The 17,943-nt window shown below is 60.5% G+C and carries 17 protein-coding genes; 9 read left to right on the plus strand and 8 right to left on the minus strand.

All coding sequences use genetic code 11. The features are described from left to right. Positions 1-56: 56 nt before the first annotated feature. Genes ACS5Q8_RS25440 through ACS5Q8_RS25450 form a run of 3 tightly spaced genes read right to left on the minus strand, consistent with a single transcriptional unit; the run spans position 57 to position 1,744 of the window. Positions 57-647, minus strand: a complete 591-nt coding sequence (locus tag ACS5Q8_RS25440; protein ID WP_276195020.1) for an LON peptidase substrate-binding domain-containing protein — start codon at positions 645-647, stop codon at positions 57-59. Positions 648-668: 21 nt separating this feature from the next. Continuing rightward, positions 669-1,385: an LrgB family protein gene (locus ACS5Q8_RS25445; protein WP_253399451.1), complete on the minus strand. Its 717-nt coding sequence runs from the start codon at positions 1,383-1,385 to the stop codon at positions 669-671. Then, complete coding sequence (locus ACS5Q8_RS25450; protein ID WP_276195021.1) at positions 1,382-1,744, minus strand: CidA/LrgA family protein; 363 nt, start codon at positions 1,742-1,744, stop codon at positions 1,382-1,384. Before ACS5Q8_RS25450 ends, ACS5Q8_RS25445 begins: the two co-directional genes overlap by 4 nt. 158 nt (positions 1,745-1,902) lie before the next feature. Here ACS5Q8_RS25450 and ACS5Q8_RS25455 point away from each other — a divergent pair, with 158 nt between their 5' ends. From ACS5Q8_RS25455 to ACS5Q8_RS25465, 3 genes are all read left to right on the plus strand, one after another. After that, a complete protein-coding gene (locus tag ACS5Q8_RS25455) occupies positions 1,903-2,358 on the plus strand; it encodes a MaoC family dehydratase (protein ID WP_276195022.1) in 456 nt (151 codons plus the stop codon). 105 nt (positions 2,359-2,463) lie between these two features. Then, positions 2,464-4,182, plus strand: a complete 1,719-nt coding sequence (locus ACS5Q8_RS25460) for a C13 family peptidase (protein WP_443694040.1) — start codon at positions 2,464-2,466, stop codon at positions 4,180-4,182. Between the two features lie 29 nt (positions 4,183-4,211). After that, complete coding sequence (locus tag ACS5Q8_RS25465; RefSeq protein ID WP_276195024.1) at positions 4,212-4,853, plus strand: oxidoreductase; 642 nt, start codon at positions 4,212-4,214, stop codon at positions 4,851-4,853. Positions 4,854-4,977: 124 nt separating this feature from the next. Here the strand turns inward: ACS5Q8_RS25465 and ACS5Q8_RS25470 are convergent, their stop codons facing one another. The 5 genes from ACS5Q8_RS25470 to ACS5Q8_RS25490 all read right to left on the minus strand — a co-directional run bounded on the left by ACS5Q8_RS25470 (position 4,978) and on the right by ACS5Q8_RS25490 (position 10,667). Next, complete coding sequence (locus ACS5Q8_RS25470; protein WP_276195025.1) at positions 4,978-5,262, minus strand: YceK/YidQ family lipoprotein; 285 nt, start codon at positions 5,260-5,262, stop codon at positions 4,978-4,980. Next, positions 5,255-5,884, minus strand: coding sequence for a flavin prenyltransferase UbiX (ubiX, locus tag ACS5Q8_RS25475; RefSeq protein ID WP_276195026.1), 630 nt, complete (start codon positions 5,882-5,884; stop codon positions 5,255-5,257). Before ubiX ends, ACS5Q8_RS25470 begins: the two co-directional genes overlap by 8 nt. Further along, positions 5,881-7,230 carry a UDP-N-acetylmuramate:L-alanyl-gamma-D-glutamyl-meso-diaminopimelate ligase gene (gene mpl, locus ACS5Q8_RS25480; protein ID WP_276195027.1) on the minus strand — a complete coding sequence of 450 codons (1,350 nt, stop codon included), beginning with the start codon at positions 7,228-7,230 and terminating at the stop codon, positions 5,881-5,883. Before mpl ends, ubiX begins: the two co-directional genes overlap by 4 nt. A gap of 217 nt (positions 7,231-7,447) precedes the next feature. Beyond that, positions 7,448-8,530, minus strand: a complete 1,083-nt coding sequence (locus ACS5Q8_RS25485; protein WP_465159547.1) for a hypothetical protein — start codon at positions 8,528-8,530, stop codon at positions 7,448-7,450. Positions 8,531-8,750: 220 nt separating this feature from the next. Then, a complete protein-coding gene (locus ACS5Q8_RS25490; protein ID WP_465159548.1) occupies positions 8,751-10,667 on the minus strand; it encodes a sigma-54-dependent Fis family transcriptional regulator in 1,917 nt (638 codons plus the stop codon). Between the two features lie 274 nt (positions 10,668-10,941). On the opposite strand from ACS5Q8_RS25490, the gene exaC reads away from it, so the two are divergent. From exaC to ACS5Q8_RS25520, 6 genes are all read left to right on the plus strand, one after another. Further along, a complete protein-coding gene (gene exaC / locus ACS5Q8_RS25495; protein WP_253399469.1) occupies positions 10,942-12,462 on the plus strand; it encodes an acetaldehyde dehydrogenase ExaC in 1,521 nt (506 codons plus the stop codon). 240 nt (positions 12,463-12,702) lie between these two features. Next, positions 12,703-14,136 (plus strand): ethanolamine permease, encoded by a 1,434-nt coding sequence (eat, locus tag ACS5Q8_RS25500; RefSeq protein WP_276195030.1) that lies wholly within the window; start codon positions 12,703-12,705, stop codon positions 14,134-14,136. 63 nt (positions 14,137-14,199) lie between these two features. Then, entirely contained in the window at positions 14,200-15,594 is a 1,395-nt protein-coding gene (locus tag ACS5Q8_RS25505; RefSeq protein WP_247401420.1) for an ethanolamine ammonia-lyase subunit EutB, read from the plus strand. After that, positions 15,591-16,424: an ethanolamine ammonia-lyase subunit EutC gene (gene eutC, locus ACS5Q8_RS25510; RefSeq protein ID WP_426100542.1), complete on the plus strand. Its 834-nt coding sequence runs from the start codon at positions 15,591-15,593 to the stop codon at positions 16,422-16,424. The genes ACS5Q8_RS25505 and eutC overlap by 4 nt, the downstream gene beginning before the upstream one ends. 92 nt (positions 16,425-16,516) lie before the next feature. After that, on the plus strand, positions 16,517-16,975 hold the full coding sequence (locus ACS5Q8_RS25515) for a GNAT family N-acetyltransferase (protein WP_276195032.1): 459 nt from the start codon (positions 16,517-16,519) through the stop codon (positions 16,973-16,975). A 309-nt stretch (positions 16,976-17,284) separates the two neighbouring features. After that, positions 17,285-17,941 (plus strand): DedA family protein, encoded by a 657-nt coding sequence (locus tag ACS5Q8_RS25520; RefSeq protein ID WP_057005938.1) that lies wholly within the window; start codon positions 17,285-17,287, stop codon positions 17,939-17,941. Positions 17,942-17,943 lie beyond the last annotated feature (2 nt).

Consider the following 17,943-nt stretch of genomic DNA (forward strand, 5'->3'; position numbering starts at 1 on the left):
AGTGCGACGGGAGCAACGCAGGAAAGTCTGAAAGCAGCGCCAGACAATTCCGAAGATCAGGTGAACAGCTCACCTTGCAACTCATCCAGCAGCATCTGGATCGCATCCAGCCGCTGCTGCGGATCATCGAGCTGCAGCAGGTCGATTTTGTCGGCCTCAGTGAACGGCAGCAAATACGCCAATTGATTGCCCAGGGCCTGCTGGCCATCGGCATGGGTGCCCATGTCCAGCGAGGCCACCATCGGGTGTTCGGCCAGGGCCTGGAGCAGGGCCAGCAGGTCGGCGTCCTCCTCTTCCAGCGCGTGGTCCGGCAGTTCCTCCAACCATTGCACCTCGGCCACCAGCAACTGGTCCTTCTGCACCTCGGCGTCGCGGACACGAAAGCGGCGCCCGCCCTCGACGCGAATGCCCAGCAGGCCGTTATCCTGCTGCTTGAAGTCACGTATCAGCGCTTCACAGCCGATCAGCGCGTAGCCATCCGCGGCCGTGCCTACCTCCTTGCCATCGAGGATGCACACCACGCCGAAACTTTCGCCCTTTTTCATGCAGCGGCTGATCATGTCCAGGTAGCGCACCTCGAACAATTGCAGGTCGAGGGTGCAGCCGGGAAATAGCACAGTGTTGAGCGGGAACAGCGCCAGACTCATAAAGGTTTCCTTAACCCCGATTCAAACAATCACCGACACGGCCAGCGGCAGGAACACCGCCGTCGCCACGCCCATGAGGCTCATGGCCAGCGCCGCAAAGGCGCCACATTCTTCGCTTTCCTGCAGGGCCACCGACGTGCCGACGGCGTGGGCGGTCATGCCCAGGGCCATGCCGCGCGCCTCGGGGCTGTGCACGCCCAGGCGCGACAAGTATGCCGGGCCGATCATCGCCCCGATCACCCCGGTGATCAGCACAAACACCGCAGCCAATGCAGCCACGCCGCCGATCTGCTCGGCCACCAGCATGGCAATCGGCGAGGTCACCGACTTGGGCGCCATCGTCATCAACATCCTGTGTTCGGCACCGAACCACCAGCCCAGCAATACACAGAGACCAGTGGCCAACACGCCACCTATCACCAGCGTAGTAAAAATCGGCCAGAACAATTGACGAATCCGTCGCAAGTTCAGATAGAGCGGCACCGCCAGGGCCACGGTCGCCGGGCCCAGCAGAATGCTCATGATCTCGGTGCTCTTGCGGTACTCGGCGTAACTCAGGCCACAGGTGAGCAACACGCCAATCACCAGCAGCATCGACACCAGCACCGGCTGCAGGAAGATCCAGCGGGTTTTCTCGAAGCCCGCGAGTACCAGTTGATAGGCGCCAAGGGTGATGCCGATGCCGAATAGCGGATGATGAATCACCGCTGTCCATGCGCCTTGCCAGTCGAAGGTCATGATTGCTCCTCCCTCTGCGCCTGGCGCTTGACCAGTTTTTGCATCAGCACGCCGACGAACCCCATGGCGATCACCAGCGACAACACCAACGCGCCGACGATGGCCCAGAAGTCGGCGGCAATATCCTTGGCGTACACCATCACTCCCACCGCCGGCGGCACCAGCAGCAACGGCAAGTAACGCAGCAGGCTGCTGGCCGCCAGGCTCAGGGGCTCAGCGACTTCGCCGCGCCACACCAGGTAACCCAGCATCAACAGCAAACCGATGATCGGCCCCGGCAACACCGGCATCAGCAAATGGTTGATCGCCGTGCCGATCAATTGAAACAGCACCAGCCATGTCAGACCGCGTAACAGCATCCGTTCTTCCCCCTCAAGACTCGCCCGCATTATAAACATGCCCACGCTATGCTCAGGCATTCGCAATAAGCATGGTGGATTGACCGGGCTGGTTGCCCATGATGATCTAACCTCGTTCTCGCACATCAATAAAAACCGATGAACCAAGGAGAGACGCAATGCCCTATGTACCTGTAGCGCAGCTCAAAGATTATGTCGGCAAGGAACTGGGACGTTCCGAATGGCTCACCATCGACCAGGCCCGTATCAACCTGTTCGCGGAGGCCACTGGCGATTATCAGTTCATCCACGTCGACCCGGTCAAGGCCGCGCAAACCCCGTTCGGCAGCACGATCGCCCACGGTTTCCTGTCACTGTCGCTGATGCCCAAGTTGATGGAAGACATCCTGATCATGCCCGAAGGCTTGAAGATGGCGATCAACTATGGCTTGGACAGTGTGCGTTTTATCCAGCCGGTGAAGGTCAATTCCAAGGTGCGCCTGAACGTGACGCTCACCGACGTCACCGAGAAAAAACCCGGCCAATGGCTGTTCAAGGCCACCGCCACCCTGGAAATCGAAGGCCAGGAAAAACCCGCTTACGTTGCCGAGTCGCTGTCACTCTGCTTCGTGTAAGCGCCGCCCTGTGGTGAGGCGCTGAAACTCACCACAGGGCACGTAAATTTATGTATGTAAGTCGTAGCTGCGGCATACTCGGCGCTCAATTATCCGGATCCCGCTATGCGCCCACTCGCTCCCCTTGTCCTTGCCCTGTTGCTCACCGCTTGCGGAGACGGCGAATCGCTGTTGCCGCCCGATGCGCGCCTGCCCGATGGCGGCCGTTACCGGGGTGACGTGGTCAATGGCTTGCTGCAGGGCCAGGGGCGCGTGGACTACCCCAACGGCAGCTGGTACACCGGCCAGTTCGACAAAGGCCAGTGGCACGGCCAGGGCGAATGGCACGGCAGCAACGGCGAAGTCTATAAAGGTCAATTCCAGCAAGGCCTGTTCGACGGCCAGGGTAGCCTGACCACTGCGGGCAGCCAGTATGGCGGCGGTTTCAAGCAAGGCCGACGCAACGGCGAAGGCACCCTCAAAGAGGGGCAGATGACCTATCGCGGCGAATTCAAGGACGATCAGTATTCCGGCCTCGGGCGCCTGGAGCTGGCCGACGGCAGCCAATACCAGGGCCAGTTCGCCCACGGCAAGCCCAATGGCGAAGGTCAGCGCAACGATGACAGCGGCAACCAGTTCAGCGGCCACTTCGTCGACGGCCAACTCGAAGGCAACGGCACCTTCAACAGCGCTGACGGCGACATCTACGTCGGCCAGTTCAAACAGAACCAACTGAACGGCAAGGGTCGCTACGAAAACGCCGACGGCGACGTGTGGATCGGCCAGTTCAAGGAAGGCGCCCTCAGCGGCAAGGGCGAGTTGATCGGCGTCGATAGCAGCCACTACGTCGGCCAGTTCAGCGATTGGCGCTTCAGCGGCGAAGGCCGCCTGAACCTCACCGACGGCAGCTTCTATATCGGCGGTTTCGACAGCGACAACTACCAGGGTCGTGGCACCTTGGTGCTCACCGATGGCACCGTGCAAGCGGGCACATGGGTCAACGGCATGCGCGTGCGCGACGCCGACGGCAAGCTGTTGCCCGACCCGTTGGAAATTGGCGTACTGGCCCAGGGCCACTTGCTCGATGCCGCCCTCGCCGCTGTGCCCGCCTCGACCCCCGCCGTGGAGCTGTACACCCTGGTATTGGCTGGCGACGGCAAACAAAGCGTGTTCCTGCGCGAAGCCGATTACGTCAGCAATATGCTCGCCAGCCGCTTCGGGGCGCGCGGACAGATTCGCCTGGTCAACCATCGCGACCATATCACCGACCGCCCCCTGGCCACCCGCGAAAGCCTGCGGCGTGCGGTGCAGACCCTGGCCGAACGTAGCGGGCCGGAGGACTTGGTATTTATCTACCTGACCAGCCACGGCACCCACGAACACGAACTGGTGCTCGACCAACCGCGCATGGAACTGGCCGATCTGCCGGCCGATGAGCTGGCCGCAGTACTCACGCCGCTGAAGAACCGCGACAAGATCGTGGTGATTTCCGCGTGCTACTCCGGCGGCTTCATTCCGGCACTGAAAGACGAGCACACCTTGATCATGACGGCTTCCCGCGCCGACCGCGTGTCATTCGGTTGCTCCGAAGAAGCCGACTTTACCTACTTCGGCGATGCCCTTTTCGCCCAGGCTTTCAACCAGACCGACGACTTGCAGCAAGCCTTCAAGCTGGCGCAACTGCACGTGACCGAACGCGAGCAGGCAGACAACTTCGAAGCCTCCGAACCGCAGATCTGGGCCCCCAAAGGCGTGATCGCCCATTGGCAACTATTACGCAAGCAGCAGGCACGAAAGGCGCTCGAAAGCGTCTCACTAAATAGCAGGGAAGCTAAAGGCAACTAAGCTGTAACGTGTAATAAGGGGGAAACACCATGTACCTGACACCTCAGCATATCTTGCTCGCCGGAGCTTCTGGCCTGACCGGTGAACACCTGCTCGATCGCCTGCTCAATGAACCCACCGTGACCCGCGTGCTGGCGCCCAGCCGCAAGCCGCTGGCCAAACACCCACGCCTGGAAAACCCGGTGGGCGACCCGGCGGTGTTCTTGCCGCAACTGCAGGGCCAGGTGGATATCGCCTTCTGCTGCCTGGGCACCACGATCAAGCAAGCCGGCTCCGAAGAAGCCTTTCGCGCCGTCGACCTGGACATGGTCGTGGGGTTTGCCAAGCGCGCGCGGGACATGGGCGCGCGGCACCTGATCGTCATCAGCGCGATTGGCGCCGACCCTAAATCCTCGATCTTCTACAACCGGGTCAAAGGGCAAATGGAAGAGGCCTTGAAGGCCCAGGGTTGGCCGCAACTGACCATCGTGCGGCCTTCGCTGTTACTGGGGGAACGCCTCGAACCGCGCCTGGCCGAGCAATTGGCCGGGCCGCTGTCACGGCTGATTCCCGGCAAGTACCACGGCATCGAAGTGTGCGAACTGGCCCGCGCCATGTGGCGGCTGGCGCTGGAAGAGCAGGACGGGGTGCGCGTGGTTGAGTCGGATGAGTTGCGCAAGCTTGGTAAGTAATTTTGCGGTGACCGGGCAGCCCTCATCGCGGGCAAGCCCGGCTCCCACATTTGGAACTGCGTGAACCACAATCAAATGTGGGAGCTGGCTTGCCCGCGATGAGGCCAGCACAGGTAATACACTTCTATAGGCCGCCTGTGGCGTTGAATCCTACGCCCACCACCGTCAACACCGACAGCGGCAACAGCAAGGTGTCGAGCAACGCGCTGGCCGGCAGGTCGACGCCGGGATAGCTCGGCGCCTCGGCACCAAAACGGTCCATGGCACAACAGCCGCCATTCATGGCGTACAGATCCAGCCGCGTGCCAGCGTACACCACCGGCGCACCGGGCTTGGCGGCATCCAGCGTGCGCGCGGTGGCGCAGCCCGTCAGTTGCAAGGCCAACAAGACCAGCAGTAGCTTATTCATCGCTGCTCAAATGATGCTCACCCCAACGCGGCAGCATGTCCTGCGGAATGTTCAGCAGATTGAGAATCCGCGCCACCACAAAGTCCACCAGGTCATCGATCGTCTGCGGTTGGTGATAGAACCCGGGCGACGCGGGCAAGATGGTCACACCCATGTTTGACAACTTGAGCATGTGCTCCAGGTGAATGCTCGAATAAGGCGCTTCACGCGGCACCAGAATCAACTGACGACGTTCTTTCAACGTCACATCGGCGGCCCGCTCGATCAAATTGTTGCAGGCGCCGGTGGCAATCGCCGACAACGTACCCGTGGAACACGGCACCACCACCATCGCCGCCGGCGCGCCGGAGCCCGAGGCCACCGGCGACATCCAATCCTCTTTACCGTAGACCCTGATCTGCCCCGCCGCCGCACCGGTGTACTCGGTGAGGAACGCCTGCATCATCTGCACCTTGGGTGGCAGCGCGACATCGGTCTCGGTGGCCATCACCAGTTGCGCGGCCTTGGAGATCAGGAAGTGCACCTCACGCTCCTCGCGCACCAGGCAGTCGAGCAGGCGCAGGCCATAAGGCGCGCCGGATGCGCCGGTCATGGCCAGGGTAACGCGCTCCGGCCCGCTCATTTCAGGGCCTCGGCCAGTTTACCGTGCAGGCCGCCGAAGCCGCCGTTGCTCATCACCACCACGTGGGTGCCGGGCTTGGCCTGTTGCTTGACGAATTCGATGATTCCTTCGATGGAATCGCAGACCTTCGACGGCACGCGACACAGCGCCGCAATGGCGGGCAAGTCCCACCCCAGGTTGGCCGGCGCGTACCAGACCACTTGGTCCGCGTCGTTGACGCTCTCCGGCAAACCATCGCGGTGTGCGCCGAGCTTCATGGAGTTGGAACGCGGTTCGATAATGGCAATGATCGGCGCATCACCGACACGCTTGCGCAGGCCATCAAGGGTGGTGGCAATCGCCGTCGGGTGGTGGGCAAAGTCGTCGTAGATGGTAATCCCATTCACATCGGCGACCTTTTCCATGCGCCGTTTCACGCTTTTGAACGCACTCAATGCCGCGATGCCCATCGAAGGCACCACGCCAACATGCCGTGCGGCCGCCAGAGTGACCAAGGCGTTGGCGACGTTATGCTGGCCGGTCATATCCCAATCGACAATGCCTTGGGCTTCGCCTTCCAACAGCACTTCAAATTTGGAGCCGTCGTCACTGAGCAACCTGACCTGCCACTGCCCGCCCGCGCCGGTGGTTTGCACCGGGGTCCAGCAGCCCATGTCGATGACGCGCTGCAAGGCCGGTTCGGTGGTCGGATGGATCACCAGGCCTTCACTTGGGATGGTGCGCACCAAATGGTGGAACTGCCGCTCGATGGCCGCCAGATCGGGGAAGATATCCGCGTGATCGAACTCCAGATTGTTCAGGATCGCGGTGCGTGGGCGGTAGTGGACAAACTTGGAGCGTTTGTCGAAGAAAGCGCTGTCGTATTCATCGGCTTCGATCACGAAGAACGGCGTATCGCCCAAGCGCGCCGACACCGAGAAGTTCTGCGGCACACCGCCGATCAGGAAACCCGGGCTCATGCCCGCGTGCTCCAACACCCAAGCCAGCATGCTGCTGGTGGTGGTCTTGCCGTGAGTGCCCGCGACCGCCAGCACCCAACGCCCTTGCAGCACATGGTCCGCCAGCCATTGCGGGCCGGACACATAAGGCAAACCTTTGTTCAGTACGTACTCGACCGCCGGGTTGCCACGGGACATGGCGTTACCGATCACCACCAGATCGGGGGCCGGATCGAATTGGGATGGGTCATAGCCCTGGGTCAACTCGATGCCCTGGGCTTGCAGTTGCGTACTCATGGGCGGGTAGACGTTGGCGTCGGAACCCGTCACATGGTGGCCCAACTCTTTGGCCAGAACCGCCATCGAGCCCATGAAAGTACCGCAAATACCGAGAATATGAATGTGCATGGTCGACCTCGTAAAACATCGAGGCAGGTTAGCGCAGGGAGTGGGAAATCGCACTCTTTTAGCGGTACGCGCCGGATCAATCTGCTCGATTCGACCGGCAGCGCCGTCGTTGAGTCCGGTGCCGGCGCACGCCTTTACTGCACCGGACTCATGCGCAGACGAGTGTCACTATGGAGTGCCAGCAATCAACTGCCTACCGGCGCCGACATAACCTGCATCAGACAACCTGCGTTGAGGATGGCAGCCCCTTCGGCTCCAACACCGTATTGATACGGGAGATCTGATTTAAAACAGCCTGATTTCGTCGATCCAATGTTTCAAGACGGCGCACAGGATCTTTCTCGGTGGTGACGGCATCACGCTTAAAAGGCCTGAATATAAAATCGTTTTCCTCAGAAATTAATTTCAAGTTCGACTCGACGGTGGCGTATTGTTTTTCCACCATATCAAGTCGAGCAGTTGTCTCGGTTGGCCAATCAGGGCTTTTATCCAAGGCTTTACCCTCGCTCCCTTCGGTGTATGCCTGGATCGTATTACTGACCAGTACAAGTTTTAACTCCGCATTTTCCAAGCGCAACTCCAGATCTTGCGGCGATGCAAGACTCGACGCCGATCCCGCCACACCGTTCTGTTGACTCGGGGCGGGTTGGTGCGCAGGAGGAAGTAACGGGGTGTTGGCGCTAAACGTCCCCTTGATATGCTCACCACTCCACACGGAGCCTGCGTAAGTAGCAATACTCAATGGCGTACTGACCAAGCCGTTGACCGCGGCATTCACGAAAGCGTCGCGTGTCACGGTTTTCAAATCAGGCCCGGTCTTAAAAACGCCGGCCTTGACCAAGCGATCGGCAGTGACCAGGTTTTGCGCCACCTCTCCAAACGTCCTGGGAACGGGATGGGACCTGGAAGGAAGAGTACCGGCGCCGCTGAACGAATTGGTATTCACTAAAAGATTTCGAATGGGATTGGTTGTTGCAGAAGTGGGAGAGGGTTTGGGGAGAGACGATACCGGAACAGGATTATAGTGACCGGGCGTCCCCGAAGCCGGCAGGCTGGACCCTCTCAATGCTGGCCTGCGGAAAAGGCCTCCGATATTAATCCCTCTTTTACTACGAGCGTGTACGTTCGAGTTTAAACGTTCAGAGTCGTCAGTTTTGTCGCAATGGTCACTTTTCCAAGTAGTTGAACCGCCCTCGCGCGGACTACCCGTCGATCTACCATTATTGGCATCCGGGGTAAAATCAGCTGAAACATCAGCCGAGGGTGCTGCGGCACAAATGGAAATACCTGCAATATCCATATTCATCACCTGAGTTAATCAATAACAAACTTGCATTCACTGGGTGACAAAAAGATCCAACTCAGTTCCACCAACACAACATTACAGGTACTCGCCTACTTGCACCCCCGCTGCCATTGACACACACCACCCCAATAAACCCCCTATAAAAAACAGAAGTAAATCACCCTACAACCAAAAATCAAAAACCGCACTTATGCACTTGATAACAACTTACGCATTACAGCGCCGAACGCAGTTCAATCCCATGTTTTCGTAACTTTCTATATAACGTATTGCGGCTCACCCCCAACCGTTCAGCCACAAGTGTCATATGCCAGCGCTGCTGCGTCAGGACTTTCAACAATGCCAGGCGCTCGGCATCATCGAGCAGCGACAGGGATGGCACATCCGCAGCAGCCGTAGCCAAGGACGCCGGACGAATCGTCGGCGGTAGATCATCGACACGGATTAACGCCCCCTCACACAGCGCAACCATGGTGCGCAACACCGTGCGTAACTGCCGCACATTGCCCGGCCAGGTGAACGCCAGCAATGCCTGTCGCGCGCCAGCATCGAGCGTTATCGTCTGCCCACCGACTTCCTGGGCCAGCAAAAAATCCAGCACTTGCGACTTATCACTACGTTCGCGCAACGGTGGCAAGCCAATTTCGAAACCGTTAAGCCGGTAGTACAAATCTTCACGAAAGCTGCCGTCCTGCACACGTTGCAACAAATCCCGGTGGGTGGCACTGATGACCCTCACGTTGACCGCCTGGGGCTCGCCGCCGATGGGCACCACCAGGCGATCCTCCAGCACCCTTAATAGCCGGGTTTGCAAGGCCAGCGGCATGTCGCCGATTTCGTCCAGGAACAACGTGCCCCCGTCCGCCTGTTGCAGCTTGCCGCGCATGCCTTCCTTGCGGGCGCCAGTGAAGCTGCCGCCGCGATAGCCGAACAGTTCGCTTTCGATCAGGCTTTCCGGGATGGCGGCGCAATTGAGCGCGACAAAAGCCTTGTCCGCACGCTGGCTGGCCTGGTGTACGGCCTTGGCGAAGGCCTCTTTGCCGGAACCGGTTTCACCGTTTACCAGCAGCGGCACGTCACGCTCGAATACGCGTAGCGCCTTGCGAAAATCGCTTTGCAACGCGGGATCGCCCAGGCAGATACCGGGCCGCCGCTCGGGCTTGGCGGCAGCCACCGACGCTGGCGCCGGCACACTGCGCGGCTGGCCGCGCAACGCCGCAAACAGATGCCGACCGTCCCGCGTAAGCAACGGCCAACTTGCCGTGGCATTGGCGCTGGCGCGGCCCAGCAGTTGATCCAGGGAGCATTCGAAAAGCGCCTCCACCGGCTGCCCCAGCAGGCCACCGCGCACCTGCCCCAGCAGGTTCAGGGCACTTTGGTTGACCGCACAAATGCGCCCTTCCCCGTCGAACGCCAGCAGCCCTTCACTGAACAAGCCCACGGACTCCGCCTGCAGGTGAAAACGCAGTAGCCAGTGGTGCTCAAAGTGACGCAGGAAGTAACAACTCTCGATCATCTTCGCCGACAGGTTAACCAGCGCCATGGTGTGGAACTGACTCTGGCGCGACACCGCTTCCCGCGCCGATGACACGTCCAGCACCGCCAGCAATTCACCCTGGTGATCGAACACCGGGCTCGCCGAACAGGTCAGCCCGGTGTGGCGACCGCGAAAATGTTCATCGCGGTGAATGGTCAACGACTGACGCTCCACCAGGCAGGTGCCGATGCCATTGGTGCCCTCGCAGGCCTCGCTCCAGTCGGCGCCGAGCCACAGCCCGGCGCCTTCGAAAATCTTGCGTTCGGACGGCGCGGTGACACAGTTGAGGATCACCCCGTGCGCATCGGTGAGCAACACGGCGTGGCCGGCGCCCGACAGTTGCTGATGCAGGCTGTTCATCTCGCTGCCGGCAATGTGCAACACCTGCTGCAGGCGCTCGCGGCTTTCCAGCAGACGGCCATGTTCGAGCACCGTAGGAGCGATGGTCAGTGCTGGGTCAAGGTGATAATCCTCCAGGCAACGCAGCCAGGAGCGGGCGATGGACGGGTCGCTGCCGGGGCCCTGGGAAAGGTCTTGCCCACGAGTGACGGTCAAGACTTGCTGGGCATGGCGACTGAAATGATCGTGACGCATGTTCTTATTATTCTCCCTGCGTGAGAACACCCAGCATCCCCCAGCCACCCGGGCATTGCAATCCCGCGCCGGCCCACCGGTCACAGGCTGTACCGTTGATGGGACAAACTGTCACACCGACTGTACCAAGGCTGGCACAGCAGCGCTTTTCAGCACTCGCCAACCCCCTGATTTAACTGGCTTGCAAGGCAGTGGCCCGACCTTTGCTCTACGCTTTATCAAGCGCTTGCCGCGCTGCACTCCAATAAACATAAAAAGCCAGGAGATACCCACCATGCGTTACGCACACCCCGGTACTGAAGGCGCGATCGTTTCGTTCAAGGCCAAGTACGGCAACTACATCGGCGGCGAGTTCGTGGCGCCGGTCGATGGCAACTATTTCACCAATACCTCGCCGGTCAACGGCAAGCCAATCGCCGAATTCCCACGCTCCACCGCCAAAGACATCGACAAAGCGCTGGACGCCGCCCATGCCGCCGCTGACGCCTGGGGCAAAACCTCTGCCCAGGACCGTTCGCTGGTGCTGCTGAAGATCGCCGACCGTATCGAACAGAACCTCGAACTGCTGGCCATCACCGAAACCTGGGACAACGGCAAGGCCGTGCGTGAAACCCTCAACGCCGACATCCCGCTGGCTGCCGACCACTTCCGCTACTTCGCCGGTTGCATCCGCGCCCAGGAAGGCAGCAGCGCCGAAATCAACGAACACACCGCCGCCTATCACTTCCATGAGCCCCTGGGCGTGGTCGGCCAGATCATCCCGTGGAACTTCCCGCTGCTGATGGCCGCCTGGAAACTCGCCCCGGCCCTGGCCGCCGGCAACTGCGTGGTGCTCAAGCCAGCCGAGCAAACTCCGCTGGGCATCAGCGTGCTGATGGAAGTCATCGGCGACCTGCTGCCGCCGGGCGTGCTGAACGTGGTACACGGTTTCGGCAAAGAAGCTGGCGAAGCCCTGGCCACCAGCAAGCGCATCGCCAAGATTGCCTTCACCGGCTCCACTCCGGTGGGCGCGCACATCATGCATTGCGCGGCCGAGAACATTATTCCGTCCACCGTTGAACTGGGCGGCAAGTCGCCGAACATCTTCTTCGCCGACATCATGAACGCCGAACCGCAATTCATCGAGAAAGCCGCCGAAGGCCTGGTGCTGGCGTTCTTCAACCAGGGCGAAGTGTGCACCTGCCCATCCCGTGCGCTGGTGGAAGAATCGATCTACGACGACTTCATGAAAGTGGTGATGAAGAAGGTCGAGGCGATCAAGCGTGGCGATCCGCTGGACACCGACACCATGGTCGGCGCCCAGGCGTCCGAGCAGCAGTTCGACAAGATCCTGTCGTACCTGGAAATCGCCAAGGGCGAAGGCGCCGAGTTGCTGGCTGGCGGCAAGGTCGAGAAGCTGACCGGCGATCTGGCCACCGGTTATTACATCCAGCCGACCCTGCTCAAGGGCACCAACAAGATGCGGGTGTTCCAGGAAGAAATCTTCGGCCCAGTGGTGAGCATCACCACCTTCAAGGATGAAGCCGAAGCCCTGGCGATCGCCAACGACACCGAGTTCGGCCTCGGCGCCGGCCTGTGGACCCGCGACATCAACCGTGCCTACCGCATGGGCCGGGCGATCAAGGCCGGCCGCGTGTGGACCAACTGCTACCACCTATACCCGGCACATGCCGCGTTTGGCGGTTACAAAAAGTCCGGCGTGGGCCGCGAGACGCACAAGATGATGTTGGATCACTACCAGCAGACCAAGAACTTGCTGGTGAGCTACGACATTAATCCACTGGGCTTCTTCTAACTGACAACTCCCTCCCACATTTTAAATGCACTAAAAAATGTGGGAGGGGCGGTGCGACGATTCGACTTGCCCCCGATGGCGGTGCGTCAGTCACTTAATTGTTGGTTGATCCACTGCTATCGGGGACAAGTCGAATCGTCGCACCGCCCCTCCCACATTTAGATATTCATAAGTACTTGCCAATTGCATCCGGCACACAGAGTCCGAATTAAAAACAATAACAATCAAAGGTACTTCCCCATGCCTAGCGAACCCACTAGTTCTACCGTCGACTTCGAAAAAGTCGGCACCGACTACTTCCAACAACGCGAACTGAAAAAAGGCGCCGCCGGCTGGGTGCTGTTAGTCGGCCTTGGCGTTGCCTACGTAATCTCCGGCGACTACGCCGGCTGGAACTTCGGCCTGGCCCAAGGCGGCTGGGGCGGCATGTTCCTCGCCACATTGCTGATGGCCACCATGTACCTGTGCATGTGCTTTTCCCTGGCCGAACTGTCTTCCATGATCCCCACCGCCGGCGGTGGCTACGGTTTTGCCCGCAGCGCCTTTGGCCCTTGGGGCGGGTTCCTGACCGGCACCGCGATCCTGATCGAATACGCCATCGCCCCCGCCGCCATTGCGGTGTTCATCGGCGCCTATTGCGAGTCGCTGTTCGGCATTGGCGGCTGGATGATCTACCTGGCGTTCTACATCATCTTCATCGGCATCCATATCTTTGGCGTGGGCGAAGCCTTGAAGCTGATGTTTGTGATTACCGCCGTCGCCGCCATTGCGCTGGGTGTGTTTCTGGTGGCGATGGTGCCGCACTTCAACGTCGCCAACCTACTCGACATTCCAGTGACCGAAGCCAAGGGCGCCAGCACCTTCCTGCCATTTGGCTACGTCGGCGTGTGGGCGGCGATTCCGTATGCGATCTGGTTCTTCCTGGCGGTAGAAGGCGTTCCGTTGGCTGCCGAAGAAACCAAGAACCCGAAGCGCGATCTGCCCCGCGGCCTGATCGGCGCCATTGTGGTGCTGACCAGTTTTGCCCTGTTGATCCTGGTGATTGCACCGGGCGGCGCCGGCACCTATGCGCTGATCAAGTCCGGCAACCCACTGGTTGAAGCGTTGGCGCTGTCGTATGGCGGCTCGACCTGGATGGGCAGCTTCGTCAACCTGGTCGGCCTGGCGGGCTTGATTGCCAGTTTTTTCTCGATCATCTACGCCTATTCGCGGCAGATCTTCGCGCTGTCCCGCGCCGGCTACCTGCCGCGCAAACTGTCCCAGACCAATAAAAGCAAGGCGCCGGTCCTGGCGTTGGTGATCCCCGGCATTATCGGTTTCGGCCTGTCGCTGACCGGCCAGGGTGACCTGCTGATCCTGGTGGCGGTGTTTGGCGCGACCATTTCCTACGTGCTGATGATGGCCGCGCACATCACGCTGCGCATCCGTCGCCCCAAAATGGATCGTCCGTACCGCACGCCGGGCGGCATCTTCACCTCCGGCGTGGCGCTGGTATTGGCCTGCGTGGCCGTGGTAGCGGGCTTTCTGGTCGACCCACGGGTGGTGATTGGCGCTGCGATCATCTATGGAGTATTAATTGCTTACTTTGCTTTCTACAGCCGGCATCACTTAGTAGCAGGCACGCCGGAAGAAGAATTCGCGGCGATCCAGGCCGCAGAGGCCGCCTTGCACTAAATGCCGTAAACCTCGACGCGGGCGCCTTACCCACATTTGCCCGCGTCATCCAGGAGACACTGTATGGCAAGTTTTTCCCACGCGGTGGGTGCATCGACCTACCGCTTCGACAGCCTCAAGGACGTGATGGCCAAGGCCAGCCCCGCCCGTTCAGGGGATTTCCTCGCCGGCGTCGCCGCACAGAACGACGGCGAGCGGGTGGCGGCGCAAATGGCGCTGGCCAATATTCCGCTGAAGCACTTTCTGCAAGAGGCGCTGATCCCTTATGAAAGCGACGAAGTCACCCGTCTGATCATCGACACCCACGATAAACAGGCGTTTACCGCCGTCAGCCACCTGACCGTCGGCGGCCTGCGCGACTGGCTGCTCAGTGATGCGGCCGATGAACAATCCCTACGTGCACTAGCGCCAGGGCTGACACCGGAAATGGCCGCCGCCGTGTCGAAGATCATGCGCGTGCAAGACCTGGTGCTGGTCGCGCAGAAGATCCGCGTGGTCACCCGGTTTCGCGGCACCATGGGCCTGCGTGGCCGCTTGTCGACCCGCCTGCAACCCAACCACCCCACTGACGAACCGGCGGGCATCGCCGCGAGCATTCTCGACGGACTGCTCTACGGCAACGGCGACGCCATGATCGGCATCAACCCGGCCACCGACAGCATCGCCTCGATCTGCGCCATGCTGGAGATGCTCGACGCGATCATCCAGCGCTACGAAATCCCCACCCAGGCCTGCGTGCTGACCCACGTCACCACCTCCATCGAAGCCATCAACCGTGGCGTGCCGCTGGATCTGGTGTTCCAGTCGATCGCCGGCACCGAAGCGGCCAACGCCAGTTTCGGCATCAGCCTGAGCCTGCTGCAGGAAGGCTACGAAGCGGGCCTGAGCCTGAACCGTGGCACCCTGGGGCAGAACCTGATGTATTTCGAAACCGGCCAGGGCAGCGCCTTGTCGGCCAACGCGCACTTCGGCGTCGACCAGCAAACCTGCGAAACCCGCGCCTACGCCGTGGCCCGGCATTTCAAGCCGTTTTTGGTGAACACCGTGGTCGGTTTTATCGGCCCCGAGTATCTGTACAACGGCAAACAGATCATCCGCGCCGGCCTCGAGGACCACTTCTGCGGCAAGCTGCTGGGAGTGCCTATGGGGTGCGACATCTGCTACACCAACCATGCCGAGGCCGACCAGGACGACATGGACACCCTGCTGACCCTGCTGGGTGTGGCCGGGATCAACTTCATCATGGGCATTCCCGGTTCCGACGACATCATGCTCAACTACCAGACCACCTCGTTCCACGACGCCCTGTACGCCCGGCAAACATTGGGTTTAAAGCCGGCGCCGGAGTTTGAACAGTGGCTGGCGAAAATGGGCATCTTCACGCAAGCCGACGGCAAAGTGCGCTTCGGCAACAGCCTGCCACCGGCGTTTCGCCACGCCTTGGCGCAATTGGGATGAAGGAGCCGCCCGTGCAACCAGACTTACCCGAAAACCCGTGGTTGGAACTGCGTCGCCTGACCCCGGCGCGCATTGCCCTGGGCCGGACCGGCACCAGCATCCCGACCAACGCACAGCTAGACTTCCAATTCGCCCACGCCCAGGCGCGCGACGCGGTCCACCTGCCCTTCGACCACGCTGGCCTCAGCACTCAGCTTGCCGAGCGCGGGCGTGACAGCCTGTTACTGCACAGCGCCGCCCTCGACCGCCACAGCTACCTGCAACGCCCGGACCTGGGGCGGCGCCTGAGCGACGCATCGGCCCAGGCCCTGCGCGACCATGCGGCGGCCAACCCCGGCGGCGTCGACCTGGCCGTAGTGGTGGCCGATGGTCTGTCGGCGTTGGCGGTGCATAAACATACGTTGCCGTTTCTCACGCGCATGGAAGAACAGACCCACGCCGAAGGCTGGTCCCTGTCGCCGGTGATCCTGGTGGAACAGGGCCGCGTCGCAGTGGCCGATGAGATTGGCCAGTTACTCGGCGCCAAGATGGTGGTGATCCTCATCGGTGAACGGCCGGGGCTGAGTTCGCCGGACAGCCTGGGCCTGTATTTCACCTACAACCCCAAGGTCGGCCTCACCGATGCGTACCGCAACTGCATCTCCAACGTGCGCCTGGAAGGCTTGAGTTATGGCATGGCAGCCCACCGCCTGCTGTATTTGATGCGCGAGGCCTGCCGTCGACAGTTGTCGGGGGTCAATCTCAAGGATGAGGCGCAGCTTCAGACCATCGAGTCAGATGACCCGGACTTGGTGAAAGGCAATTTCCTGCTCAGTCCACCCACGGACTGATCCCCACACGATTGCGCTTTTTCGCGTCTTTAGGCAGCATCAAGTCACGGCCCCTCGCGGGGTCGTACCCCATTTGGAAGTTGAGGCCTGGCATGCGGATCACTCAAGCGACCCCGGAACACCTGGACCTGTTGACCCCGTTGTTCGTCAAATACCGCGAGTTCTACGGGGCCCTGCCGTTCCCGGACTCCTCGCGGGCCTTCCTGGAAAAGCGCCTGCGCCGCAAGGAGTCGGTGATCTACCTGGCCCTGGCCGATGACGACGACAAACGCTTGCTCGGGTTCTGTCAGCTGTATCCGAGCTTTTCTTCGTTGTCGCTCAAACGTGTGTGGATTCTCAACGACATCTACGTCGCCGAAGACGCGCGCCGGCAACTGGTGGCGGATAACCTGATGCGCACGGCGAAGAAGATGGCCAAGGAGACCCATGCCGTGAGGCTGCGGGTGTCGACCAGCAGCAACAATGACGTGGCGCAGAAGACATATGAGTCGATGGGGTTTCGCGAAGACACCGAGTTCAAAAACTACGTGCTGCCGATCAGCGAAGACTAAACTCAACGCCTCCAGACACCAAAAACCCCCTGTGGGAGGGGGCTTGCTCCCGAAAGCGGTGGATCATTCAGACTCTTTATAACTGACACGACTCCATCGAGGGCAAGCCCCCTCCCACATTTGGTTCTGTGGTGCTCGGGAGCCGAGTGCCATGACATCCCCCGCTACAAAACCCACACGCTTTTCACTTCTCAATCCGTATAATGCCGACCTTTCAGGGTTGTAAGAAGCGCGACAAATACTTGTAGCCTTATTACCCGAGCCTCCGCACAGGCCTGCCGAGCCGGGCCATTCACACAGGTGCCATCCATGGATTTCAACCCGCTTGACCTTATCCTGCATCTCGACGTTTACCTCGACCTGCTGGTAAAAAATTACGGTCTGTGGATCTACGCCATTCTGTTCCTTGTAATCTTTTGCGAAACCGGCCTGGTGGTCATGCCTTTCCTGCCGGGTGATTCATTACTGTTCATTGCCGGCGCGGTGGCGGCGGGCGGTGGCATGGACCCGGTCTTGCTCGCGGGCCTCTTGATGTTGGCGGCGATCCTCGGCGACAGCACCAACTACGTAATCGGGCGAACGGCCGGCGAACGCTTGTTCAGCAACCCGAATTCGAAAATCTTCCGCCGCGACTACCTGCAAAAAACCCACGACTTCTACGACAAGCACGGCGGCAAAACCGTGACCCTGGCGCGCTTCCTGCCGATCCTGCGGACCTTTGCACCGTTCGTCGCCGGCATCGCGAAAATGCCCTACCCGCGCTTTTTCGGTTTCAGCGTGCTGGGCACCGTCTTCTGGGTCGGCGGCCTGGTGACCCTCGGCTACTTCTTCGGCAACGTACCGTTTATCAAGAAAAACCTCTCGCTGCTGGTGGTGTTCATCATCCTGCTGTCGCTGGTGCCGATGATCATTAGCGTGTTCCGCAGCCGCTTTGGCCGCGCGTCTTCCGAAGCCAAGCCGCAGTAACC

The sequence above is a fragment of the Pseudomonas sp. PAMC25584 genome (assembly GCF_058135675.1).